The 21,746-nt window shown below is 32.3% G+C and carries 20 protein-coding genes and 1 tRNA gene; 16 read left to right on the forward strand and 5 right to left on the reverse strand.

Annotated elements, in window-relative coordinates:
* Window positions 1-67: 67 nt before the first annotated feature.
* Both ATO12_RS21025 and ATO12_RS21030 read right to left on the reverse strand, forming a co-directional pair.
* Window positions 68-649 carry a UpxY family transcription antiterminator gene (locus ATO12_RS21025; RefSeq protein WP_034246256.1) on the reverse strand — a complete coding sequence of 194 codons (582 nt, stop codon included), beginning with the start codon at window positions 647-649 and terminating at the stop codon, window positions 68-70.
* A 1,273-nt stretch (window positions 650-1,922) separates the two neighbouring features.
* Window positions 1,923-2,291, reverse strand: a complete 369-nt coding sequence (locus tag ATO12_RS21030) for a hypothetical protein (protein WP_034246258.1) — start codon at window positions 2,289-2,291, stop codon at window positions 1,923-1,925.
* Window positions 2,292-2,511: 220 nt separating this feature from the next.
* On the opposite strand from ATO12_RS21030, the gene ATO12_RS21035 reads away from it, so the two are divergent.
* The gene (locus ATO12_RS21035; protein WP_240486163.1) at window positions 2,512-2,781 is read left to right on the forward strand and encodes a winged helix-turn-helix transcriptional regulator; all 270 of its coding nucleotides are present in this window, start codon (window positions 2,512-2,514) and stop codon (window positions 2,779-2,781) included.
* Between the two features lie 240 nt (window positions 2,782-3,021).
* Window positions 3,022-4,134, forward strand: a complete 1,113-nt coding sequence (locus ATO12_RS21040; protein ID WP_034246260.1) for a hypothetical protein — start codon at window positions 3,022-3,024, stop codon at window positions 4,132-4,134.
* Window positions 4,135-4,316: 182 nt separating this feature from the next.
* On the opposite strand, the gene ATO12_RS21045 is transcribed toward ATO12_RS21040, so the two are convergent.
* Window positions 4,317-4,398 (reverse strand) — tRNA-Leu (locus tag ATO12_RS21045).
* A 146-nt stretch (window positions 4,399-4,544) separates the two neighbouring features.
* Between ATO12_RS21045 and ATO12_RS21050 the strand changes: the two genes are divergently transcribed.
* From ATO12_RS21050 to ATO12_RS21105, 12 genes are all read left to right on the forward strand, one after another.
* On the forward strand, window positions 4,545-5,486 hold the full coding sequence (locus tag ATO12_RS21050; RefSeq protein ID WP_034246263.1) for a ribose-phosphate pyrophosphokinase: 942 nt from the start codon (window positions 4,545-4,547) through the stop codon (window positions 5,484-5,486).
* A 23-nt stretch (window positions 5,487-5,509) separates the two neighbouring features.
* Window positions 5,510-6,136, forward strand: a complete 627-nt coding sequence (locus ATO12_RS21055) for a 50S ribosomal protein L25/general stress protein Ctc (RefSeq protein ID WP_034246266.1) — start codon at window positions 5,510-5,512, stop codon at window positions 6,134-6,136.
* A gap of 200 nt (window positions 6,137-6,336) precedes the next feature.
* Window positions 6,337-6,963, forward strand: coding sequence for an aminoacyl-tRNA hydrolase (gene pth / locus ATO12_RS21060; protein WP_034246387.1), 627 nt, complete (start codon window positions 6,337-6,339; stop codon window positions 6,961-6,963).
* 165 nt (window positions 6,964-7,128) lie between these two features.
* Window positions 7,129-8,061 (forward strand): bifunctional riboflavin kinase/FAD synthetase, encoded by a 933-nt coding sequence (locus tag ATO12_RS21065; RefSeq protein ID WP_034246267.1) that lies wholly within the window; start codon window positions 7,129-7,131, stop codon window positions 8,059-8,061.
* Entirely contained in the window at window positions 8,058-9,383 is a 1,326-nt protein-coding gene (locus ATO12_RS21070) for an HTTM domain-containing protein (RefSeq protein WP_034246270.1), read from the forward strand. The genes ATO12_RS21065 and ATO12_RS21070 overlap by 4 nt, the downstream gene beginning before the upstream one ends.
* 214 nt (window positions 9,384-9,597) lie before the next feature.
* Entirely contained in the window at window positions 9,598-11,493 is a 1,896-nt protein-coding gene (locus ATO12_RS21075; protein WP_081802126.1) for a tetratricopeptide repeat-containing sensor histidine kinase, read from the forward strand.
* A gap of 179 nt (window positions 11,494-11,672) precedes the next feature.
* Window positions 11,673-12,944: a serine--tRNA ligase gene (gene serS, locus ATO12_RS21080; RefSeq protein WP_034246273.1), complete on the forward strand. Its 1,272-nt coding sequence runs from the start codon at window positions 11,673-11,675 to the stop codon at window positions 12,942-12,944.
* A gap of 58 nt (window positions 12,945-13,002) precedes the next feature.
* Window positions 13,003-14,790, forward strand: a complete 1,788-nt coding sequence (locus ATO12_RS21085) for a tetratricopeptide repeat protein (protein WP_034246275.1) — start codon at window positions 13,003-13,005, stop codon at window positions 14,788-14,790.
* Between the two features lie 84 nt (window positions 14,791-14,874).
* Window positions 14,875-15,189, forward strand: coding sequence for a DUF4286 family protein (locus ATO12_RS21090; RefSeq protein WP_034246278.1), 315 nt, complete (start codon window positions 14,875-14,877; stop codon window positions 15,187-15,189).
* The gene (gene rsmA, locus ATO12_RS21095; protein WP_034246281.1) at window positions 15,182-16,048 is read left to right on the forward strand and encodes a 16S rRNA (adenine(1518)-N(6)/adenine(1519)-N(6))-dimethyltransferase RsmA; all 867 of its coding nucleotides are present in this window, start codon (window positions 15,182-15,184) and stop codon (window positions 16,046-16,048) included. Before ATO12_RS21090 ends, rsmA begins: the two co-directional genes overlap by 8 nt.
* Before the next feature lie 81 nt (window positions 16,049-16,129).
* Window positions 16,130-17,485, forward strand: coding sequence for a magnesium transporter (gene mgtE, locus ATO12_RS21100; RefSeq protein WP_034246282.1), 1,356 nt, complete (start codon window positions 16,130-16,132; stop codon window positions 17,483-17,485).
* 63 nt (window positions 17,486-17,548) lie between these two features.
* Window positions 17,549-17,944: an acyl-CoA thioesterase gene (locus ATO12_RS21105; RefSeq protein ID WP_034246290.1), complete on the forward strand. Its 396-nt coding sequence runs from the start codon at window positions 17,549-17,551 to the stop codon at window positions 17,942-17,944.
* A 205-nt stretch (window positions 17,945-18,149) separates the two neighbouring features.
* Here ATO12_RS21105 and ATO12_RS21110 read toward each other — a convergent pair whose 3' ends face one another.
* Both ATO12_RS21110 and ATO12_RS21115 read right to left on the reverse strand, forming a co-directional pair.
* The gene (locus tag ATO12_RS21110) at window positions 18,150-18,989 is read right to left on the reverse strand and encodes a GIN domain-containing protein (protein WP_034246294.1); all 840 of its coding nucleotides are present in this window, start codon (window positions 18,987-18,989) and stop codon (window positions 18,150-18,152) included.
* A gap of 247 nt (window positions 18,990-19,236) precedes the next feature.
* Window positions 19,237-20,091: a T9SS type A sorting domain-containing protein gene (locus tag ATO12_RS21115; RefSeq protein WP_034246296.1), complete on the reverse strand. Its 855-nt coding sequence runs from the start codon at window positions 20,089-20,091 to the stop codon at window positions 19,237-19,239.
* 90 nt (window positions 20,092-20,181) lie between these two features.
* On the opposite strand from ATO12_RS21115, the gene ATO12_RS21120 reads away from it, so the two are divergent.
* Window positions 20,182-21,123, forward strand: coding sequence for a 2-hydroxyacid dehydrogenase (locus tag ATO12_RS21120; protein ID WP_034246299.1), 942 nt, complete (start codon window positions 20,182-20,184; stop codon window positions 21,121-21,123).
* Window positions 21,117-21,737 (forward strand): HD domain-containing protein, encoded by a 621-nt coding sequence (locus ATO12_RS21125; protein WP_034246301.1) that lies wholly within the window; start codon window positions 21,117-21,119, stop codon window positions 21,735-21,737. The genes ATO12_RS21120 and ATO12_RS21125 overlap by 7 nt, the downstream gene beginning before the upstream one ends.
* Window positions 21,738-21,746: the final 9 nt, after the last annotated feature.

Consider the following 21,746-nt stretch of genomic DNA (forward strand, 5'->3'; position numbering starts at 1 on the left):
AGTGATAATAATCTAGATTAACACCAAAGGGATATGTTGAAAATACAAAGGGAGGATATGGTTACTTTTATTTAACCGGGCAGGGACTATTTACTTTTTGTAAAATATTGGTGCAAACATTAATAAACACGGTATGATTTATTTCTTTGAGACGAATCCCAAATCTTGTTTTACCTTTTTGCTCTACCAAAATGCCTTCATGGCCGGTTAATGGTCCATGAATAATTTTTACTTGTTCTCCTTCATAAAAAGTAGTTTCTACAGAAACACCTTCTTCAAGTAATAGCATTTTTTTGATCGTATTTATATCATTTGGCGAAATGACTGAAGGATTTTGTCCACATTTAATATATGTAGCTATTTTGGGTAGTCTCGAGATATCATAAATCTCGCTCATTATGGTATTTACGAAAATATAACCTGGAAAAAGTGGAGATTCTATAAGTTTCTTCTGTCTATTTTTCCATACTTTCAATGTTCTAGTCAATGGAAGAAATGCATCATATTCTCTTGCCAAAAGATCGTTATATACTATTTTTTCGGCACGTGGAGAGGTATAAAAAATATACCAGTTTTTTTCATTTCTTTTTCTTCTTCTTTCCAATACCGCTCTAGGATATATGGTCTGATTAGATTTAGCTGTATTCATTATTTAAGTCGGTTTATTAAGAGTTGATAATGATCTTTAATTTTATTAAGATCTACTAAAAAAGCTATAGCCTTGTTAGGTGTGTGGTTGTGAGTATATTTTATAATTGGGCATACTATAAGCTGGTCAATTAGCATTTTCCAATTAACTGATTCTTATTTGTTTAAAAAATCTGGTGTGGTTTAGGTGTAGTCATTATTTAAGTTGGTTTGTTTTAAGAGTTGATAATAATCTTTAATCTCATTAAGAAATAACCTTAATTAGACATGTGGTTGTGGATATAAATTTTACAATTAGGCATACTACAAGCTGGTCAATTAGCATTTTCTAATCAACTGATTCTTATTTTTTTAAAAAAATCTGGTGTGGTTTAGGTGTAGTCATTATTTAAGTTGGTTTGTTTTAAGAGTTGATAATAATCTTTAATCTCATTAAGAAATAACCTTAATTAGACATGTGGTTGTGGATATAAATTTTACAATTGAGCATACTTCAAGCTGGTCAATTAGCATTTTCTAATCAACTGATTCTTATTTTTTTAAAAAAATCTGGTGTGGTTTAGGTGTAGTCATTATTTAAGTTGGTTTGTTTTAAGAGTTGATAATAATCTTTAATCTCATTAAGAAATAACCTTAATTCGACGTGTGGTTGTAAATAAGTATTTTTACGATTGGGCATACTACAAGCTGGTCAATTAGCATTTTCCAATCAACTGATTTTTATTTGTTTTAAAAAGTAATTAGTGGGGTATTGGTATTATTAAAATTCGATAAGATTCGAAAATCACACCGGGGGTTGGTCAATTAGCAAAATTTGCTTGACCTGTGCTCTCCTTTTAAACATTTCTTATTTCTAATAAAAGAACAAGAAATGATAATGAAATTTCACTTTGTTTCTTTAACAAAGATTATTTCACCAGTAAAATTATAATGACTTTCTCATATATCTTCTTAATTTTATGTTAATTTTATTGTGAATACCAGTATAAATAACAATTTGAACACATTGCATTTTTCGAGCAGATTCAAATGATCACAACATATTATAGTTCAAATAATTACATCTATTATGTTTTTAATAAGTACTTAACAAAAAGTGGAAAAAAACTTATTTAATAAGAATTTATATTCCTACTACTATGTGGTTGAGAAGCAAAATATGCTTTATTTGGATAATTAGAATGACGTTTTTTATAAACACAAGATCATCTTATTATTATAATAGTTATCGGTTTCTATACGCATTTTATCGACAATGAATATAAACGATACTTTTATTTCAATTTTATTAAGGTCAATATGCATATACCCAAAAAAAATATCAAGTCAATCCAACTAAAGTCGTAAAAAATACTTTTAAAGATTGCAAGTGATGTGATTATATCTCCTATGATACTAGTAAAAAGTAGGTCGTATAAAATTTTCTTTGCTTTTTCTGAGTTTTCTTTAAAATCTCCATAGAATGAAATAACAATAGTCGATCCTCCTAGAAATATTGTAGTATGCTGTACTAAAAAGAAAGTGTATTTATCTTTTAATTTAGCTCCATATGTTTCCCAAAAAATGTTTGGGAATAAAAACATCCCAACTCCAAATAAAGTATAGATTAATCCGTGAATAGTTAAGAATATTTTTGTATTCATATAGACTTGGTTTCTTGACGAAAATAAAATAAATACTTGTTACTAAACCTTGATATAGAACATTTGAGAAGTTTCCTTTAGGAAACTATTAAGGAAATAAAATTGCAGAAACTAATATGTATATTCGCCGTATGTTTAACCATCAAGACAAAGAACTTTCTGATCATTGTGTCAGAGAATTAAGAGCTATTAGAGATACTATGGAATTATTATCAGGAAAATGAAAATACATATAATTAGTGTTTTAATTAGAGGTCACACATTACGTTTTATGGAGTTAAAAAGGTGTTTGCACGGAATCGCTTCAAAAAAACTTGTAAGGGATTTACAAGATTTGGAACTAAACAAATTAGTGATTCGAAATGTTAAAAATACTAAACCAGTTAGTGTAGAATATTCTATAACTCAACATGGGGAAACTCTTGAAGATTTAATACAAGGGATTATAGACTGGGGAATTAAACATAGAAATGAAATAATTAAAAATTAACATCTATAGATTAATCTAAATATTGTTAGTAAAAACATTAAAACAAAAGGTAGCATATTATATGAATGTTAGAAAACATGTTTCTAACAATTTGGCTTCTTTTAATGCTGATTTAGTGTTCTCTAAAATGGATACAACTACTAGATAGATATTCATGTTCTGGAATCTATTGTAAAATATAGTAAATAATTAATAGATAACATTTTTTAGTCCCAAAACATAAACTTTAAATAAATATTTATGAAATACTTAGCTTTCCCTCTGCTATTATTTTTCTTGTCATGTTCTAACGACGATTCCACTTCATCGTTTATTGACAATGATTTGATAATTGATGATACCGCTGCTGTATCAATTATAGCTTTAGATTCTGATTCAAATTCTAAACTGATATTACAAGATGGTATGTCTGTTGAAGAAACAACCTCCTCTTTAGGCCGTTATCATATTGGTAAAGTGATTAGGGTACGCCCTATAGATGAGTTTAACATAGAGGTTACTAATTTTGCCCCCATTGACCTTGAGGATATTACCATTATAGCAACTATTAATGGCTTTGAAAAAGATATACAACTTTTTAAGATTAAAAAGTTAAGAGCTCATGCTCAACGTGTAATGCCTTATTTATTTATAGATGGTAAAAAACACACTTTGGATATAGACGGAAATAAAGTTGATTTAACATCTCTGGTTACTTCTGGAGTAAACCCAAATCATATAACTTTTAATTTTAGCGGAGAATCTCAGATCGCAAAAAAGCTAATGTCATTGGCAAAATTGAATTGGGAAATCGCTTATCACGATTATAATGACGATAACAATCCAGACAGGAATTGGAAACTTGATCCTACACCACATGATTGGCGCAGATGGAGTAGTTTTATTATCAATTATGGATATACAGTATTACGTGAAGAATATAAAGAATCCATTCTAAATGAACCTTTATTTAAGAATGATAAGGTATTACAGACCAGAGAGGAAAGAGAAGCAACATATAATAAACTAATCAACAAACCCTTCTATAGATTAGGAGTAGTAGCACATGTTTCTGGCCTTGGTGGTGGTTCAACCCTAGGTGTAGGGCCAGGTCAATTGAAAAACCATGTCACAAAATGGTCGTATGCAGTTATTAATCATGAAATAGGTCATACTTTAGGGTTTAAACATTCAAGTAGTTGGGCAGGTACAATAACCGATAGTAATGGTATAAAAAGAAGTACAGATATTTTGATTAATAAAGTAAATGAACGTGTAAAATCTGGAGAGTTAGATCAGCTACCTATTTCAATTGATAATTACTATATGCCTCGTGATTTTGATTTTAAAAATGATACAGATCCTGGATATTAATAGATTGCATATATAGATATCTTTCATACCAACCTACTAATTTTAATAAAAAATTAGTAGGTTGGTATATCCCTGTTAAAGTGATTCTTCTGTAATGTTTAGCAGTGCACTAACTATTTTATTTCAAAAATTACCCTAATAAAAAGAAAACCCTAATAAATTTTCATCTATTAGGGCTTTTGTACTCGAGGTGGGAATCGAACCCACACTCCCGAAAGAACTGGATTTTGAATCCAGCGCGTCTACCAGTTCCGCCACTCGAGCATATTGGATGGCAAAATTAGCAAAATATTTTTTTTCAGCCATTAAATAAGTAACAAAATAAAGGTCAGAGTGAAAATAAATTTTTAAATTTGCACCTTGTTTTCAGAAAAAAAGTTTTAACTCATTACAATACAACATTTTACCCTATGCAATCCGCAGTTACAGAAGCAAAATTTTTTACGTGTAGTCAAAGTACCGAACTTGCAGAAAAAATAGCAACTGCTTATGGTGCTAAACTAGGTAATGTTATTACATCTACCTATAGTGATGGTGAGTTTCAACCTTCTTTTGAAGAATCTGTAAGAGGATCCAGAGTTTTTATTATCGGGTCAACTCATCCCAATTCTGATCATCTTATGGAAATGTTATTAATGCTTGATGCTGCCAAAAGAGCCTCTGCAAGACATATTACAGCAGTAATGCCATATTATGGATGGGCTCGCCAAGATAGAAAAGACAAACCAAGAGTTCCTATTGCTGCAAAGTTAATTGCAAAAATGCTGGAAACAGCAGGAGCTACAAGAATCATTACAATGGATTTACATGCAGATCAAATCCAGGGATTCTTTGAAAAGCCGGTAGATCACCTTTTTGCATCTACTATTTTCTTACCTTACTTACAGTCTTTAAATCTGGATAATCTTACGATTGCTTCGCCAGATATGGGAGGGTCAAAAAGAGCTTATGCTTATTCTAAAGCATTAATGAGTGATGTAGTAATATGCTATAAACAAAGAGCAAAAGCCAATGTAATTTCGCATATGGAACTCATTGGGGATGTTACCGGAAAAAATGTAGTATTAGTAGATGACATGGTAGATACTGCCGGAACATTAACTAAAGCAGCAGATCTAATGATAGAGAGAGGTGCAAAAAGTGTTAGAGCAATCTGTACTCACCCTATCCTTTCTGGTAATGCTTATGAGCGACTAGAAAATTCAAAATTAGAAGAGTTAATTGTAACCGATTCTATTCCTCTAAAACAAGAAAGTAATAAAATCAGAGTTGTAAGCTGTGCAAATCTATTTGCAGATGTGATGAACCGAGTTCATAACAACCAGTCGATCAGTTCTAACTTTATAATGTAAATAATAATTAATAAATTTTTAAAATGAAATCATTAACAATCAATGCATCTCAAAGAGAAAGCGTAGGCAAGAAAGCAACAAAAGCCTTACGTAATGCTGGACAGGTACCTTGTGTTATTTATGGTGGAGACACTATTGTACACTTTGCAGCACCAGAAATTGCTTTCAAAAACTTAGTGTATACTCCAGACGTTCATACCGTGGTAATAGCGTTGGATAATGGTACAAAAATAAATGCTATCCTACAGGATATCCAATTTCATCCTGTAACCGATAAAATTTTACACATCGATTTTATCGAAATTTTTGACGACAAACCAATCACAGTAGAACTTCCTTTTAAAACTGTCGGAAACTCTAGAGGGGTCCGTAATGGTGGTGTACTACGTTTTAACTTAAGACGTATTAAAGTAAAAGGTTTTGCTGCTAAATTACCAGACGTAATCGAAGGAGATATCACAAATCTAAAAATCGGAAACAAATTGTATGTTACCGATGTAGCAAGTGATGACTATACTATCCTACATCCAGATAATACCGTTATCTGTATGGTTAAGACATCTCGTACAGCAGTTGCAGACGATGATGAAGATGAAGATGAAACTGAAGGTGCAGCTGAAGGTGCAGAAGCTCCTGCAGCAGAGGCATAATTTTATAGTCTCATATAATATAAAAGCATTCCGAATTGTATTCAGAATGCTTTTTTTATTTTTATAGAAATTTTTGGGCGTACCCCCACTTTGGCGTGGAGGCCGGGCTATATGCTGTATCTTTTTTTGCAATCCTTCGACTAGTCTCTGGATTACAAAAAAAGGATGCCGCTCCTATCCCTTACGCAAATAAAAACAACATGTTTTCGATAATTAAAAAATTATTTTCTAAACAACCCTATGAAACTCAAGAAGATCTCATGAAAAAATTTCTTGTTGCCGGTCTCGGTAATATTGGTCCAAAATACCATAACACTCGTCATAATATCGGTTTTAAAATCCTGGATGCTTTGGCCAAAGAAGAAAATCTCGTTTTCGAAACCAAAAAACTAGGTGACCTTGCTACATACAAACACAAAGGGAGAACCATTATCCTTCTCAAACCTAATACCTATATGAACCTTAGCGGAAAAGCAGTTCGGTATTGGCTGGAGAAAGAAAAAATACCTTTAGAAAACCTTTTGGTCATAACCGATGATATCAATCTCTCTTTTGGTACAATCCGACTCAAATCCAAAGGTAGTGCCGGTGGTCATAATGGGCTTAAAGATATCGAAGCTCAATTACAAACTTCTAAATATTGCAGATTTAGATTTGGAGTTGGCAATGAATTTGGTAAAGGCAGGCAAGTTGATTATGTACTGGGAGAATGGAGTCCTGAAGAAGAATCTGCTATACCAGAACGATTAGAAAAAGGAATCGCTTTGATCAAATCTTTTGCTACTGCAGGAACATCAAATACAATGAATACCTTTAACGGAAAATAAAGAAATGTCTCAGAACTATTTTTTATTTTTACAACTGCTTAAAATCTTACTTCTCGAAATGAGCCATAACAATCATATCAACGCTTATCTACCTGGCAACAGACAGGCTATATTATTCATTAACGAATTCTATCTGACAGTTGAAATCAAATCAAAAATAAACAGATGAAACGTTATTCAAATGCAAAAACATATGATAGCCAGACCCATTCTGTAGTTACTATAGGTACTTTTGATGGTGTGCATATTGGCCACAAAAAAATAATAGAACGCCTCGTAGAAAGTGCCAGAAAAAATAATCTGGAATCGGTTATTCTTACTTTTTTTCCTCATCCCAGAATGGTATTACAACAGGATTCTGATATCAAGCTTATCAATACTATTGATGAACGTATACAGATATTAGAAAAAACAGGGCTAGACAACCTGGTTATTCATCCATTTACCAAAGAATTCTCTCGTCTAAGTGCAGGAGAGTATGTACAACAAATGCTTATCGATTGTCTTAAAGCAAAACATGTTATTATAGGATATGATCATCGGTTTGGGCGCAATCGTAATTCTAATATTACAGATCTTGCTTCTTATGGTGTACAAAATGATTTTACTGTAGAAGAAATTTCTAAGCAAGATCTTGATGATGTTGCTGTAAGTTCTACCAAAATCAGAAAAGCATTATTCGATGGAAATATTACCAAAGCAAATGCATATCTGGGGTATTGTTTTATGCTAACCGGTAAAGTAGTAAAAGGAAAAAGGCTAGGGCGTAAACTTAACTATCCAACCGCAAATTTACATATCGAAGAAGATTACAAATTAATCCCAAAAAACGGAGTTTATATTGTGAAATCATTTATTGACAGTAAAATCTATTTTGGGATGATGAATATAGGCACTAACCCTACTGTAAACGGCACCAAACAAACGATAGAGACTCATTTCTTTGACACTTCTTTTAATTTATACGACAAAAAGATTCAAATCGAAATGATAAAACGTATTAGAGATGAGAAAAAATTTGATTCTCTAGAGCAATTACAAGATGCTATGCAGCAAGATGAAGACTTCTCTCGTGATTTTATAAATTCTTTAGTATGATCAATCGTTGGCTATTCACTCAAGTAGATAATAGTTCTCTTATTATATTTCGAGTTTTTTTTGGGTTCCTAATTGCTTCAGAGGCTATTGGCGCTATTTTTACAGGCTGGGTTACTCGTACCTTAGTAGAACCTAAGTTTACCTTTAATTTTATTGGTTTAGATTTTTTACAACCCTTACCCGGTAATGGCATGTATTTTTATTTTGCTATAATGGGGATTTTTGGCCTTTTAGTAATGATTGGTTTTAAATATCGATGGAGCATGATTGGATATACCATATTATGGGCAGGAGTCTATTTTATGCAAAAAGCATCCTATAACAATCACTACTATCTCTTGTTACTACTTTGCATAATAATGTGCACTTTACCTGCAGGAAATTATTTCTCGATAGATGTAAAACAGAACCCGTTACTTAAAAAAATTGCCATGCCAAGGTGGTGTATATTGGTAATTATTGCTCAACTCTGGATTGTATACACCTATGCATCCGTTGCTAAACTATATCCAGATTGGTTAGACTTTACTGTTGCCAAAAACCTGATGGCTGGTAAAGCAAATTACCCTATTGTAGGAGATATTCTTCAGGAACATTGGACACATGTTTTTATTGCCTATTATGGTATTTTATTCGACTTATTAATTGTTCCTTTACTATTATGGAAAAGAACTCGACTTGCTGCTTTTTGTTTTAGTGTATTCTTTCATCTTTTTAATTCTATTGTTTTTCAAATAGGAATATTCCCATATCTATCATTAGCATTTACCGTCTTTTTCTTTTCTAAAGAAAGGGTACATCATTTGTTTATGAGAAAAAAGGAGTTCTATAATTCTAAAGAAATAATTATCCCTTCATACCGTAAATTTTTGCTTCCTATATTAACAATCTGGTTCGTTATACAAATCCTGCTTCCTCTTCGTCACTGGGTTATCCCGGGAGATGTATTATGGACAGAAGAAGGTCATAGAATGAGTTGGCGTATGATGTTAAGAGGTCGATATGGCACTACCAATTTCTATGCTGTAGACAAAAATGATCCTAAGGCTTTACAGAAATTAATAAATAAAAACGATTACCTCTCTAAAAAACAATTACGATTAGTATCAGCAAAACCAGATGCTATGTGGCAATTTGCACAAAGAATTAAGGCCGAATATGCTGCAAAAGAAAAAGATATTGCTATCTATGTGCGTAGTAAGGTATCTATTAATGGTAAAAAATATCAAACACTTATTGATCCAAAAGTTGATCTAGCCAGTGCTTCATGGAATTATTTTACTACAAATCCATGGATTCTCAAATATGAAGAAAAAGAATAAAATAGTCTCGTAATTTATGCCATAAAAAAGAATTAAAATGCTCTTTTTTTAAACATAACAAGCTAAAATTAAGTTATTTTTTGACCCCAATAGCACTTCATTGCAAAACCTTATGTAGTTTTGCATAGTTTAAAATCAAGGAAATACGGTTTTGACTCGAGATTATACACTATAATTTGTGTAGCTAAATTTCGGATTTACAAAAATCATTACAATGCATTCATATCTAATAAAGGGAATTTGTAGCATCTTTCTATTGTTTTTCTTTTCTGCGCATAGTCAACAAAACAAGGAAGATACTTATACTTTTTTTGGTATTATACCTAATACCGTAGATGCACAGTTATATCGTAAGCTTAAAAACAGTCCCGATGTTACCACTCGCCTACAACTTATCGAAAAAATAGCTCAAATACATCTGCAGGCGGGCAATACTGATTCTATAACATATTATGGTGATCTTTTAAAAACAACAGCACTAAAAGAAAATATCCCCAATAAACCATTATATCTTTCTATAGCAAACCATATTATAGGACACGGAAAACTTAAAAACGGGCTCTATGATGCTGCGATGAAACACTTTATCGAAGGTATTACTAATTCTTCTGTTCCCGAAATGCAAACCATGCATTACAAACATCAACTTGGATTGGGTATTGTATATCTGGAGCAAAAAAAATATGAACTGGCACTCCCCATTTTTGAATCTTGCATTGCTGAATCCAATACTAAAGAAACTATAATACTAGCCGGAAAGTTTTTGGGAGATATTTATTTTTATAAAAACAATACTGAAAAGGCAAAGTCATATTATTTTTCTGTACTAGAAGATCTTCCCGATACTCCAAATAAAACATCAATAGAAGTTCGATTAAAACTTGGGCGACTCGAGCTTTTTAGTGATCGAACTATCAAAGCAATGGAGTACTTTATGCCTGCAAAAGAACAGGCTCAAGAAAACCATTTCTATGACTTATATATAGAAGCAGTATATCAAATAGGCCGGGTATATTATAAATTAGAAGATTATGATTCGGCAGAGATGATATTAAACTCTGCATATGTAAATGCTGTACAATGGAATAGGTTAGAACTACAAAAAAGAGTAATCGAGATGCTAAAAGGTCTTTATGCTACTCGTGGAAATTATAAAAATGCATATGCATTAATGACTCAATATGTAGATATTTCTAATCGAATTACAACAAAACAAAACAAAAAAATTGTAAAAGAACTAGAGGTTAAATATCAAACACTGCAAAAGGAAAAAGAGATCTTATCGCTTAAAGAAGAACGTCTATTAAAAGAAAGTGAGCTTGAAAGGCAACGAACTATTAAAAAAGCATTTTTAATCGGTTTTCTCGCTGTGCTCTTACCAATAGTTGGCCTGCTGTTTATGTATTTTCAGAAATTAAAGACCCAAATAGCCCTCAACAAATCCCAGGAAGAGGTAAATACTCAAAAAGTATACGGGTTGATGAAAGATCAGGAATTAAATCTGATCAAAGCTACAATGGAAGGTCAAGATAAAGAAAGACAACGTCTGGCACGAGAACTACATGATAGTGTTGGTGGTAATCTGGCAAGTATAAAATTGCAACTTTCTAACTCGGATAAAACCGATGATCAAGAAGCTAGTATTATTAAACAAGTTGATGAAACTTACAATCAGGTAAGAGATTTTTCTCATAACCTTATCCCCAAAAAATTTCAAAAAAATCCGATTACTTCCTTAATAAAAGAATACATAAACAATGTGATCAACGGTAGCGGGCAACAAATATCATTTCATCCCTATCCAAAAAATCAAATCAATCAAATTAGTCCAACACTTACAGAAGAATTATTTAAAATCATACAAGAGCTATTAACTAATTGTCTTAAGCATGCTAAAGCCAAAAATATAGACATCTATCTTAATCACCATGATGATTCGATACAACTGCTTTTTGAGGATGATGGAATAGGTTTCGAAAGTGGAAAAGCAGTTGATGGAATCGGATTTAAAAATATAAAGACCCGGTTAAGTAACTTATCTGGAAATATGTTCATAGACTCTGTAATTCAAAGAGGTACGGTTATCAATATAGAAGTACCGGTTGCATAAATTTTTATATCCATAAATAGGCTTAAATAAATTTCTTAAAATTCATTTATAGAACTATAACCTAAACCCTCACTTTTCTTTAAATTTGCTCCTTCATTGCGATAGGGATAGTAGTGGCATCCCCTGAATTTGTTTCAGGGATATAACGAATAGCCCGGAAATCGCCCAAAAAAGATATCATGTTAGTAGTACAAAACATCATAGCAAACAAAGAAGCGTATATAAAAGCTTTGACAAAAAGGAATTTTGACGCAGCTGCTGTTTTAGAAGAAATTATTGGCTTGGATGAAAGTCGACGTGCCACACAGACCAAATTAGATAATACACTAGCAGACTCTAATAAATTCTCTAAAGAAATAGGATTACTGTTTAAAAACGGTGAACAGCAAAAAGCAAACCTGCTAAAGGAGAAAACTGCACAACTTAAAGAAAGCTCTAAGCAGTTATCAACAGCACTTACCGATATCCAGGAGAAATTAACGCAATTGTTATATACGATCCCAAATGTTCCTCATGATTCTGTTCCTAATGGTCAAAGTGATGAGGATAACGAAGAGGTTTTTCGCGAAGGTGATATTCCTGTTTTAGAAGAAGGTGCATTACCTCATTGGGAGCTTGCCAAAAAATATGACATTATTGATTTTGAATTGGGTGTAAAAATAACCGGAGCTGGTTTTCCTGTATATAAAGGAAAAGGTGCTCGATTACAACGTGCTTTGATTAGTTATTTTTTGGATAAAAATACTGATGCCGGATATAAAGAGTTTCAGGTACCTCATCTTGTTAATGAAGCATCGGGATATGGTACGGGGCAATTACCAGATAAAGAAGGACAAATGTATCATGTAACCGGTGATGATTTATACCTTATTCCTACTGCAGAGGTTCCTGTAACTAATATGTTTAGAGATGAGCTATTACAGGAAAGTGATCTTCCTATTTGTTGTACGGGATATACTCCATGTTTTAGGCGTGAGGCAGGTTCTTATGGTGCACATGTACGTGGATTAAATCGATTGCATCAATTTGATAAAGTAGAAATTGTACGTATCGAGACTCCCGAAAATTCATATAAGGCACTTGATGGAATGGTAGATCATATAAAAGAGATTCTTAACGATTTACAATTACCGTATCGCATATTGCGTCTTTGCGGAGGAGATATTGGATTTACTTCTGCACTAACCTATGATTTTGAAGTTTTCTCGACAGCACAGGATCGCTGGTTAGAGATTAGTTCTGTATCTAATTTTGAATCTTATCAAGCGAATCGCTTAAAGTTAAGATATAAAGATGCGAATGGAAAAAATCAATTGGCACATACACTTAACGGGAGTTCATTGGCATTACCCAGAGTATTAGCAGGTATATTAGAAAATTACCAAACTCCAAATGGTATCAAAATACCTGAAGTACTGATTCCTTACTGTGGATTTGAATATATAGATTAAGGGATCCATAACATATTGCTAAAGCGCATTTTGTTATCTTTACAAAAAAACTTGCAAAATGCGCTTTATCTTTTTCTATATCACCTTGTTCTTTACTTTCTCGACGATAGCGCAGTCGGAGCAGTTAGCAAAAAATTATATTCAGCAGGGACAATACGAAAAAGCACTTTCTATCTATCAAAAATTATATACTAAAAACCCTAACCGAATTAATTATTTATTAGGGTTAGTAGAATCTCACCAACAATTAGAGCATTTTGATAAAGCTGAGGGTATTCTAAAAAAGAGAATTGAGAAAACTCCAAATAATGCTCAAATTCTTGTCGAACTGGGACATCATTATGATCTGCAAGGTAAGACAGAACAGGCTCGTACTTACTATAATAAGGCTATAGAAACTTATGATAACAATAATGCGAATCATGCTTATTCTCTTGCTCAAACTTTTGAAAAATATAGTCTATTAGATGAAGCGGCTTTAATTTATGAGAAAGGGATGAAGAATAATCCCAGAGCAAACTTTAATGTACAATTAGCCAAAATTTATGGAGAACAGGGAAAACTCGAAAAAATGTTTGATAGTTATTTGGCATTGTTACGATTACAACCCAATTATATAAATATTGTACAACGAAACTTTAGTGACTACATAACAGATAACCCAACAAGTGAGGCAAATGTTATATTTAGAAAATTATTGATTAAAAAACTCCAGCAGAATCCTGATATTTTATACAATGAAATGCTAAGCTGGCTTTTTGTACAACAAAAGGAATTTAAAAAAGCATTTATACAGGAAAAAGCAATATACAAACGTAAGCAGGAAAGTCCAGAAGGTATTATAGACCTGGCTAGAATTGCTATTTCGGAAAAAGATATTAAATCTGCTGTAGAAATTCTAAATTATATTCTAGAAACACCTGCTTCAAAAGATATGAAGCTTACTGCACATAAAATTATCCTGAAAGCGAAAGTAGACAATGCTTCCAAAAAAGAGCATAAAACCATTATAGAACAGTATAATACTGTGTTTGAAGAGTATGGGAAAGGCAGAGAAACTATAGGGTTACAAATTGATTATTCACATTTTCTAGCATTTAATCAGGATAAAAAACAGGAAGCTATTCGGTTTTTAAAAGATATACTGGATAGAGAACCTCTATCCAGGTTTCAATCTTCCAGAATAAAAATGAAAATTGCAGACATCCTGGTATTGGACCAAAAATTTAATCAGGCATTAATTTATTATACCCAGGTGCAAAATGCTTTAAAAAATAACTTTCTAGCTCAAGATGCCAGGTTTAAAGTCGCAAAAACCAGCTATTACAAAGGGGATTTTGCCTGGGCGCAAACGCAGCTCGATGTATTAAAATCTTCTACCTCTCAATTAATTGCTAATGATGCTATGGAGTTAAGTCTAATAATCAGTGATAATTCTCTTGAAGATTCTACGCAAACTGCTTTAAAGATTTTTGCAAAAGCCGATCTATTAGCTTTTCAGAATAAAAATCAGGATGCAATTGCGATGTATGAAATTATCTTAACTCAACATAAAGGTGAAAAAATTGAAGATGAAGCTTTTTTACGTCAGGCAAAACTATTTGAAAAAGAAAATCAATTCGAAAAAGCCAAAATCAATTATCTAAAAATTATCGAATTTTATAACGATGATATTCTTGTTGATGATGCTTATTATTGGCTAGCCGAACTCTATGCAAATGAGTTGGGAGAGCCTGAAAAAGCTAAAGAATTATACGAAAAGATAATTTTTAATCACGCTGATAGTATTTATTTTGTAGAAGCACGAAAAAAATACAGAACCCTAAGAGGAGATGCTATAAATTAAATCACTTATAGCTCTTTACTTCTTTGTAACTTTGTGCCCTGGTCATTATACTAAATACGACTTCCGAAAATACTAATAATAAACATGTACATATATAACGTTACCATAAATATAGAAGAAACTATTCATGATGAATGGTTGAACTGGATGAAAGAAGAGCATATTCCTGATATGCTTTCTACAGGGAAATTTAGTAAAGCACTAATGACCAAAGTACAAGTAGAAGAAGAAATGGGAGGTATCACCTACTCTGTACAGTATACTACAAGAAATAAAGAAACTTTACAAAAATACTATGACGAGGATGCTGATCGTCTTAGATCAAAATCTAATCATTTTACTGGTAAATTTGTAGCGTTTAGAACAGAGTTAGAAATTGTAAGTGAACAAAATGGGTAAACCAAAAAAAAATAGAAAATACAATTCAAACCCTATATCTTCTTTCGAAAAAACTGCGGTAAAAGCAAAAAAACACCTCGGGCAACATTTTTTAAGGGATGAGAATATTGCCAAAAAGATTGGCGATACTCTTACCTTGCAAGGCTATAAAAATGTTATTGAAATTGGCCCCGGAATGGGAGTTCTCACCAAATATATTCTTCAAAAGGATATTGATGTTATCGCTATGGATCTAGACAGGGAGTCTATCGAATATCTTAACACTAATTTTCATCTCGAGCACACAGAAGCATTAAGAGGAAACACTACTTTTCGGGTAATAGAGGCTGATTTTCTAAAATATGATCTAAATCTGTTATTTGCCAAAGAACAATTCGCAATAACAGGTAATTTTCCATACAATATTTCTACACAAATCGTTTTTAAAACATTAGAAAACAAAGATCGAATTCCTGAATTTACAGGGATGTTTCAAAAAGAAGTTGCCCAACGTATTTGCGAAAAAGCTGGTAGTAAAACATACGGTATTCTTTCGGTACTTACTCAAGCATTTTATGATGCAGAATATTTATTTACCGTTCCACCTAACGTTTTTAACCCTCCTCCTAAGGTAGATAGTGGGGTATTGCGATTGATTAGAAAAAATGAATATTCTTTACCTTGTGATGAAAAATTATTTTTCAGAGTTGTAAAGACTACTTTTGGGCAACGTCGCAAAACTTTAAGAAACAGTCTTAAAACTTTTGAATTGAATGATGAGATTAAAGCATTAGAAATTCTGACTAAACGACCAGAACAATTATCTGTTGATCAATTTATAGAATTAACACTATTAATTGAAAAACAACAGGTTAAGTGATTTAACACGCTCTTAAAGTCCAATTAAATTCTTTGGTTATCTTTGTGAGCGTTTATACGGGGATCACTAAATATTGAGTATATGCAATTTCAAGTTTCTAATGAGTTAATCGAACAGGTAAGACACCTTATCCAAGAAGAAGGTGATGCTCGCTTGCGCGAAATGCTTAGTGAAATACATTTTGCTGATGTTGCAGAAATTATTAGTGAACTTGGCTTATCTGAAGCCACTTATCTTATTAAATTATTAGATAGCGAAAAAACCTCTGAAGCTCTTATGGAACTCGAAGAGGATTTTCGTGAACGTATTCTTGAAAACCTTTCTGCAAAAGAAATTGCAGAAGAGTTAGAAGAAATGGATACCGATGATGCCGCAGATGTTGTTGCAGAGCTCCCTGATGATCGGGCAGAAAAAGTAATTGCAGAGATAGAAGACGAAAAACGTGCAGAAGATATCAAAGAGCTTCTCACTTATGATGAAGATACTGCTGGTGGTCTAATGGCCAAAGAGCTGGTAAAAGTGAAAGAAACCTGGACCGTAGCTGGTTGTGTTCGCGAAATGCGACGACAAGCAGAAAATGTTACCCGGGTACATTCTATTTATGTTGTGGATAAAGAAGGTAAGCTAAAAGGAAGGCTATCACTAAAAGATTTACTTACTGCCTCTGCAAAAACCCATATTAGTGAAGTATATATTCCTAATGTAGATTATGTAGATGTAAACACAGAAGGGGAAGAAGTTGCTCGTATTATGCAAAAATATGATCTTGAAGCTATTCCTGTAGTTGATAATGAAGGTATATTGATGGGGCGTGTAACCATTGATGATATTGTGGATTTTATAAAAGACGAAGCAGAAAAAGATTATCAGTTGGCAGCTGGTATCTCGCAAGATGTAGAAGCAGATGATAATGTATGGGAGCTTACCAGAGCACGATTACCCTGGTTGATTTTAGGCCTTTTTGGAGGATTAGGAAGTGTATTCATTATGCAGGATTTTGAAGATGTAATGACCAATCCAAGAATTAGAGATCTATTTTTCTATACGCCACTAATTGCTGCTATGGCAGGAAACGTAGGTGTACAATCTTCTGCAATTATAGTACAGGGATTAGCAAATAATGTAGTAAAAGGAAGCTTGCTAAATCGATTACTGAAAGAAGTAAGTCTTAGTTTAATTAATGGTTCTGCACTGGCGCTGCTTATTATTCTTTTTGGTTTTATTATGAAGTATGAAATCTCATTTAGCTTAACAATAGCAGCAGCACTTATGAGTGTTATTATCGTAGCAGCGCTTATCGGTACTTTTGTTCCTATTATTCTGGACAAAAGAGGTATTGATCCTGCAATTGCCACAGGTCCTTTTATTACCACCAGTAATGATATTTTTGGGATTTTCTTATTCTTTTATATTGCAAAACTTATTTTAGGGTTTTAGTTCGCAAATTTTCTCATAAATTTTAAAATAATTGTATTTTTAATCTATTCAACTCTCCTATTCATGAAATCCGAAATTTTTGAATTCCATTTTACGGTTCCAAAGTCTGCAATAGATGATATGGATCATGTAAATAATGTAGTGTATCTACAATGGGTACAAGATGTTGCCAAAAAGCATTGGGAATCCAGAACTAGTAAGGATATTAGGAATACTTATGTTTGGGTAGTTCTTAATCATTATATAGAATATCATAACCCTGCTTTCGAAAATGATGAAGTCACGCTACAAACCTGGATCCATAATTATAAGGGTGTTAGGAGTGAACGTCATACCAAAATCATAAATACAACCACTCAAAAAGTATTAGTTTCTGCTAAGACTAGCTGGTGTTTTTTACACAAAGAAACGCTAAGGCCGGCAAGGATCCCAGATGAAATCACTTCTTTGTTTCTCTAATAATAAAGAGGTACGTATTGCTTCTTGAAAAGAAAAATAACAATAATACAGCAGAAATAGAATATAAATTTACAGTTTAAATATAGTATTTTGGTTAATCCCTTATCGACTTATAAACAAAAGGAAGATGTTTGATAAATCAAACACCCTCCTCCGTCAAGTCAAGTTATAGTTGTTAATAAAAAATAATGTAATGCAGTGTTAATTACTTTTTTATGATTTTGGTCCGATCAGTAAGGGTTTTAACATCTAATTCGGGATTACCATATACATAAACTATACTTTTTCCTTGCGCATAAAGCTCTAAATTTCTTTTAGCGTATACATATACATCTGCAGAATGATAAGTATTTAAGTCTGTAGAAGAAGTTTTCATTTTTTTTGCCTTGAGTTTTGATGAATCTTTAACATCAAAAGAAGCATAATCTGTATCTCCGTCAATATTCAATTCGGCAGCTTTATTCATGGCAACTTTTATTTTATCTGTAATAACATATGCTTTAAGATCTGTTTTGCCATTCATAGTGATTGCTACATTTTCTGATTTGATTTTAACTTTCCCTTTCACTTTATCATATAAAGTAATTCTAACATCATCTGCTTTCACATCTAAATCCAAATCACTCGAATCATAACCGGTGATAAATAATTTTTCAGAAATCAATTTTTTATCACTCTTTATCTTAGCATCATTTCTAAGTATAATATGCTCTATCTCTTTTGCATTTAAACTAATTTCTAGTTTTTTGCTTCTCACTATTCTATTGGTTGTATATATTTTTAATACACTATCTGTTACTTTAAACTGAACGATATCAATTAGGTTTTCATCTGTTTTTAGATAATATCCATTTTGATCATTTTGATTTAGAACTATTTTTAATTCGTCATCAATTTCGACAGTATTAAATGTTTCAGGAATATCTTTGGTAAGTTCTTTTACAACCCTGTTTCCCTTAATTTTTGGCTTTTTTTGTGCAAAAATGGATATACTAAGGGACAATAAAGCAACTATACATATAGATTTTTTTATTCTAAGGCTCATTTCAATTTGTGTTTAAGTGTCTTTATAAATTAAGACACCGTCTTTTAAAAAAGTCACATTTGAATCCTTACTAAAAAAATCTGAAGCTGTTTTTTACAACCAAATATTCTTTAAGCAGTATCGAATTATGGCGATATACCATTATGTTTTTCATTGCTTATTTCTATGTTCTATGTGATTACATTGAGCCTTTCGAATAAATTTAGGATTAGTGTAGTTAAAAATGATATTAATGAAGATTTTCCCTTTATTGCTTCACAATTTTAAATGTAGCTCCACGATCAATTGACACAAAGTAAATACCTTGTGGTAATTGCTTCATAGGTACTATCACTTGTCCCGAAGTAATAATATACTCTCCAGAAGAAACCCAAACCCCTAAAGCATTATATATCGACACGTTTATCGTTTGCAATTGAGTGTCGGGAAGGGTAAGGGTAACATCTCCATTCGTTGGGTTGGGTGCAATACTTACCTGATCAAACAAACTAACTTTGGTAGCTAGTTTCCCCTGGCAATCTGCATTTGAAGATATTTCTAACTCATCTCCATGTTGTACTTCTACAGTAAAATTCTTGGCTGTATACTCCCCTACTATTTCATTATTAATCTTTGCTGTATAAGGTGTAGTACCTGTATTTATTTCAACATTTACTTTTGCAGTTGCAGCTTGAGTAATTATATTGGTTGTCCCTGTTAAACTTTCTGTATGATATACATCGGCTATTTTTGAAACATTGTTATTTTTCTCATAATACTTTAATGCTTCTACATAATACTCAATCGCTTTTGGGTACTCTGCCTTTCTTCTATGCACAACACCCAACTGTACATACAATGCTGTTCTAAACTTTTGATAATGGTCTTCTGTTTTATTTTCGAGTAATGTTAATCCTTGATCAAAATAACCTTCAGCCGAACTAAAATCTCGATTTAGCTGGTATTCACCAAGCTTAAGCATTGCCTTTATCTTAGTTGTATCTTCTATAGAAGTATTTAATGCAGATTTAAGACGCACCAAGGTAGTATCAACTTCTTGTGAGAAAAGTATTGTGATATTTATAAATAAAAGAAATAGTGCTATTAATTTTTCTGTTTTCAAGTTAAATACTCTTAAAATACGGTTTGATTATTACCAAAGATACTCTATCTAATCTTTTATTAACTAATTTTGGAGACCTATACAAAATATATGAAAGTACTTCACCTTGACACAAATCATCCCCTACTTTTAAATCAGCTTGTCGCTGCAGGTTTCGAAAATCATGAAGATTATACTTCTACAAAAGAAGAAATAGAATCCAAAATCCATAATTATAGTGGGATTATCATTCGCAGTAGATTTAAAATTGATAAAAGTTTTCTTGACAAAGCCAAAAACTTAAAATTTATAGGGCGAGTAGGTGCTGGCCTGGAAAATATCGACATCCTACATGCCGAGAAATTAGGCGTTAAACTATTTAACGCACCAGAAGGAAATCGCAATGCTGTTGGTGAACATGCATTGGGTATGATTTTATCATTATTCAACAAAATGAATATTGCTGACCAAAGTGTACGAAATGGGCAATGGCTTCGCGAAGAACATCGGGGTATCGAATTAGATGGAAAAACAGTTAGTATTATTGGATATGGTAATATGGGCAGAGCCTTTGCCAAAAAACTACGTGGTTTTGCGGTAGAAGTCATTTGTTATGATATTAAAGATGATGTAGAAAACAGCGATGCAACACAAGTAGAACTTGATGAGCTTTTTGAAAAGACCGATGTATTAAGCCTTCATACCCCAGAAACCCCTAAAACAATCGGCATGATTAACTCTAAATTTATTCATAACTTTAAAAAACCGTTTTGGCTGATCAACACTGCCAGAGGAAAAAGTGTTGTTACCAAAGATCTGGTCAAAGGTATAGAAGAAGGAAAAATCTTAGGAGCAGGGTTAGATGTTTTAGAATACGAAAAATCATCTTTTGAAAACTTATTTGCTTCAGAAAAAGAAATGTCAACAGAATTTAAGGAACTCCTTAAAATGAATAATGTGATCTTAAGTCCACATGTCGCAGGCTGGACTGTAGAATCTAAAGAAAAATTAGCACAGACCATCGTTGATAAAATTAAAGCAGAGTTTTGTTAAAACAAATATTTACTACATTATTATCAAACTACACTCAAGATTCAGACTATATTGAATCCTTGTGGAGTGATATTTCCAAACAACATCATAAAAAAACCAGATACTACCATAATCTTTCACATCTAGACTATCTTTATCATAATTTGGTCGAAGTCAAAAACAAAATCAAAGATTGGGATATGGTTTTATTTGCTTTGTTTTATCATGATTATACGTACAACGTATTAAAACAGGATAATGAAGAACAAAGTGCAAAGAAGGCAATAGCAGTACTAAATTCATTATCTATAGATAAAAACCGTATCATACTTTGTTCTGATATGATATTAGCCACCAAAGGGCACAACAATTCTGAAAGCAGTGATATTAATTATTTTACCGATGCTGATCTCTCTATATTAGGAAGTAGCTGGAAAAACTATGAGACGTATTACAAAAACGTAAGGAAAGAGTACAAATACTATCCCAATTTCATGTACAACAAAGGAAGGATCAAAGTTTTAAATCATTTTATACATATGCCGGCTATCTTTAAATCTGAATATTTCTACAAAAAATTTGAAGAGAAAGCCAAAGAAAACCTTCAGCAAGAAATTGATTTGCTTTCAAATTAAATTTCAGTT

The sequence above is a fragment of the Aquimarina atlantica genome, assembly GCF_000626715.1.
Classification (GTDB): domain Bacteria; phylum Bacteroidota; class Bacteroidia; order Flavobacteriales; family Flavobacteriaceae; genus Aquimarina; species Aquimarina atlantica.

What these genes read in the sequence shown, in the direction of transcription:
- ATO12_RS21075 (WP_081802126.1), top strand. Translation starts at nt 9,598, where the DNA reads ATGCATTCATATCTAATAAAGGGAATTTGTAGCATCTTTCTATTGTTT.
- ATO12_RS21105 (WP_034246290.1), top strand. Translation starts at nt 17,549, where the DNA reads ATGAAATCCGAAATTTTTGAATTCCATTTTACGGTTCCAAAGTCTGCA.
- ATO12_RS21090 (WP_034246278.1), top strand. Translation starts at nt 14,875, where the DNA reads ATGTACATATATAACGTTACCATAAATATAGAAGAAACTATTCATGAT.
- mgtE (WP_034246282.1), top strand. Translation starts at nt 16,130, where the DNA reads ATGCAATTTCAAGTTTCTAATGAGTTAATCGAACAGGTAAGACACCTT.
- ATO12_RS21025 (WP_034246256.1), bottom strand. Translation starts at nt 649, where the DNA reads ATGAATACAGCTAAATCTAATCAGACCATATATCCTAGAGCGGTATTG.
- ATO12_RS21030 (WP_034246258.1), bottom strand. Translation starts at nt 2,291, where the DNA reads ATGAATACAAAAATATTCTTAACTATTCACGGATTAATCTATACTTTA.
- ATO12_RS21065 (WP_034246267.1), top strand. Translation starts at nt 7,129, where the DNA reads ATGAAACGTTATTCAAATGCAAAAACATATGATAGCCAGACCCATTCT.
- serS (WP_034246273.1), top strand. Translation starts at nt 11,673, where the DNA reads ATGTTAGTAGTACAAAACATCATAGCAAACAAAGAAGCGTATATAAAA.
- ATO12_RS21085 (WP_034246275.1), top strand. Translation starts at nt 13,003, where the DNA reads ATGCGCTTTATCTTTTTCTATATCACCTTGTTCTTTACTTTCTCGACG.
- pth (WP_034246387.1), top strand. Translation starts at nt 6,337, where the DNA reads ATGTTTTCGATAATTAAAAAATTATTTTCTAAACAACCCTATGAAACT.
- rsmA (WP_034246281.1), top strand. Translation starts at nt 15,182, where the DNA reads ATGGGTAAACCAAAAAAAAATAGAAAATACAATTCAAACCCTATATCT.
- ATO12_RS21070 (WP_034246270.1), top strand. Translation starts at nt 8,058, where the DNA reads ATGATCAATCGTTGGCTATTCACTCAAGTAGATAATAGTTCTCTTATT.
- ATO12_RS21050 (WP_034246263.1), top strand. Translation starts at nt 4,545, where the DNA reads ATGCAATCCGCAGTTACAGAAGCAAAATTTTTTACGTGTAGTCAAAGT.
- ATO12_RS21055 (WP_034246266.1), top strand. Translation starts at nt 5,510, where the DNA reads ATGAAATCATTAACAATCAATGCATCTCAAAGAGAAAGCGTAGGCAAG.
- ATO12_RS21110 (WP_034246294.1), bottom strand. Translation starts at nt 18,989, where the DNA reads ATGAGCCTTAGAATAAAAAAATCTATATGTATAGTTGCTTTATTGTCC.
- ATO12_RS21040 (WP_034246260.1), top strand. Translation starts at nt 3,022, where the DNA reads ATGAAATACTTAGCTTTCCCTCTGCTATTATTTTTCTTGTCATGTTCT.
- ATO12_RS21035 (WP_240486163.1), top strand. Translation starts at nt 2,512, where the DNA reads ATGAAAATACATATAATTAGTGTTTTAATTAGAGGTCACACATTACGT.
- ATO12_RS21120 (WP_034246299.1), top strand. Translation starts at nt 20,182, where the DNA reads ATGAAAGTACTTCACCTTGACACAAATCATCCCCTACTTTTAAATCAG.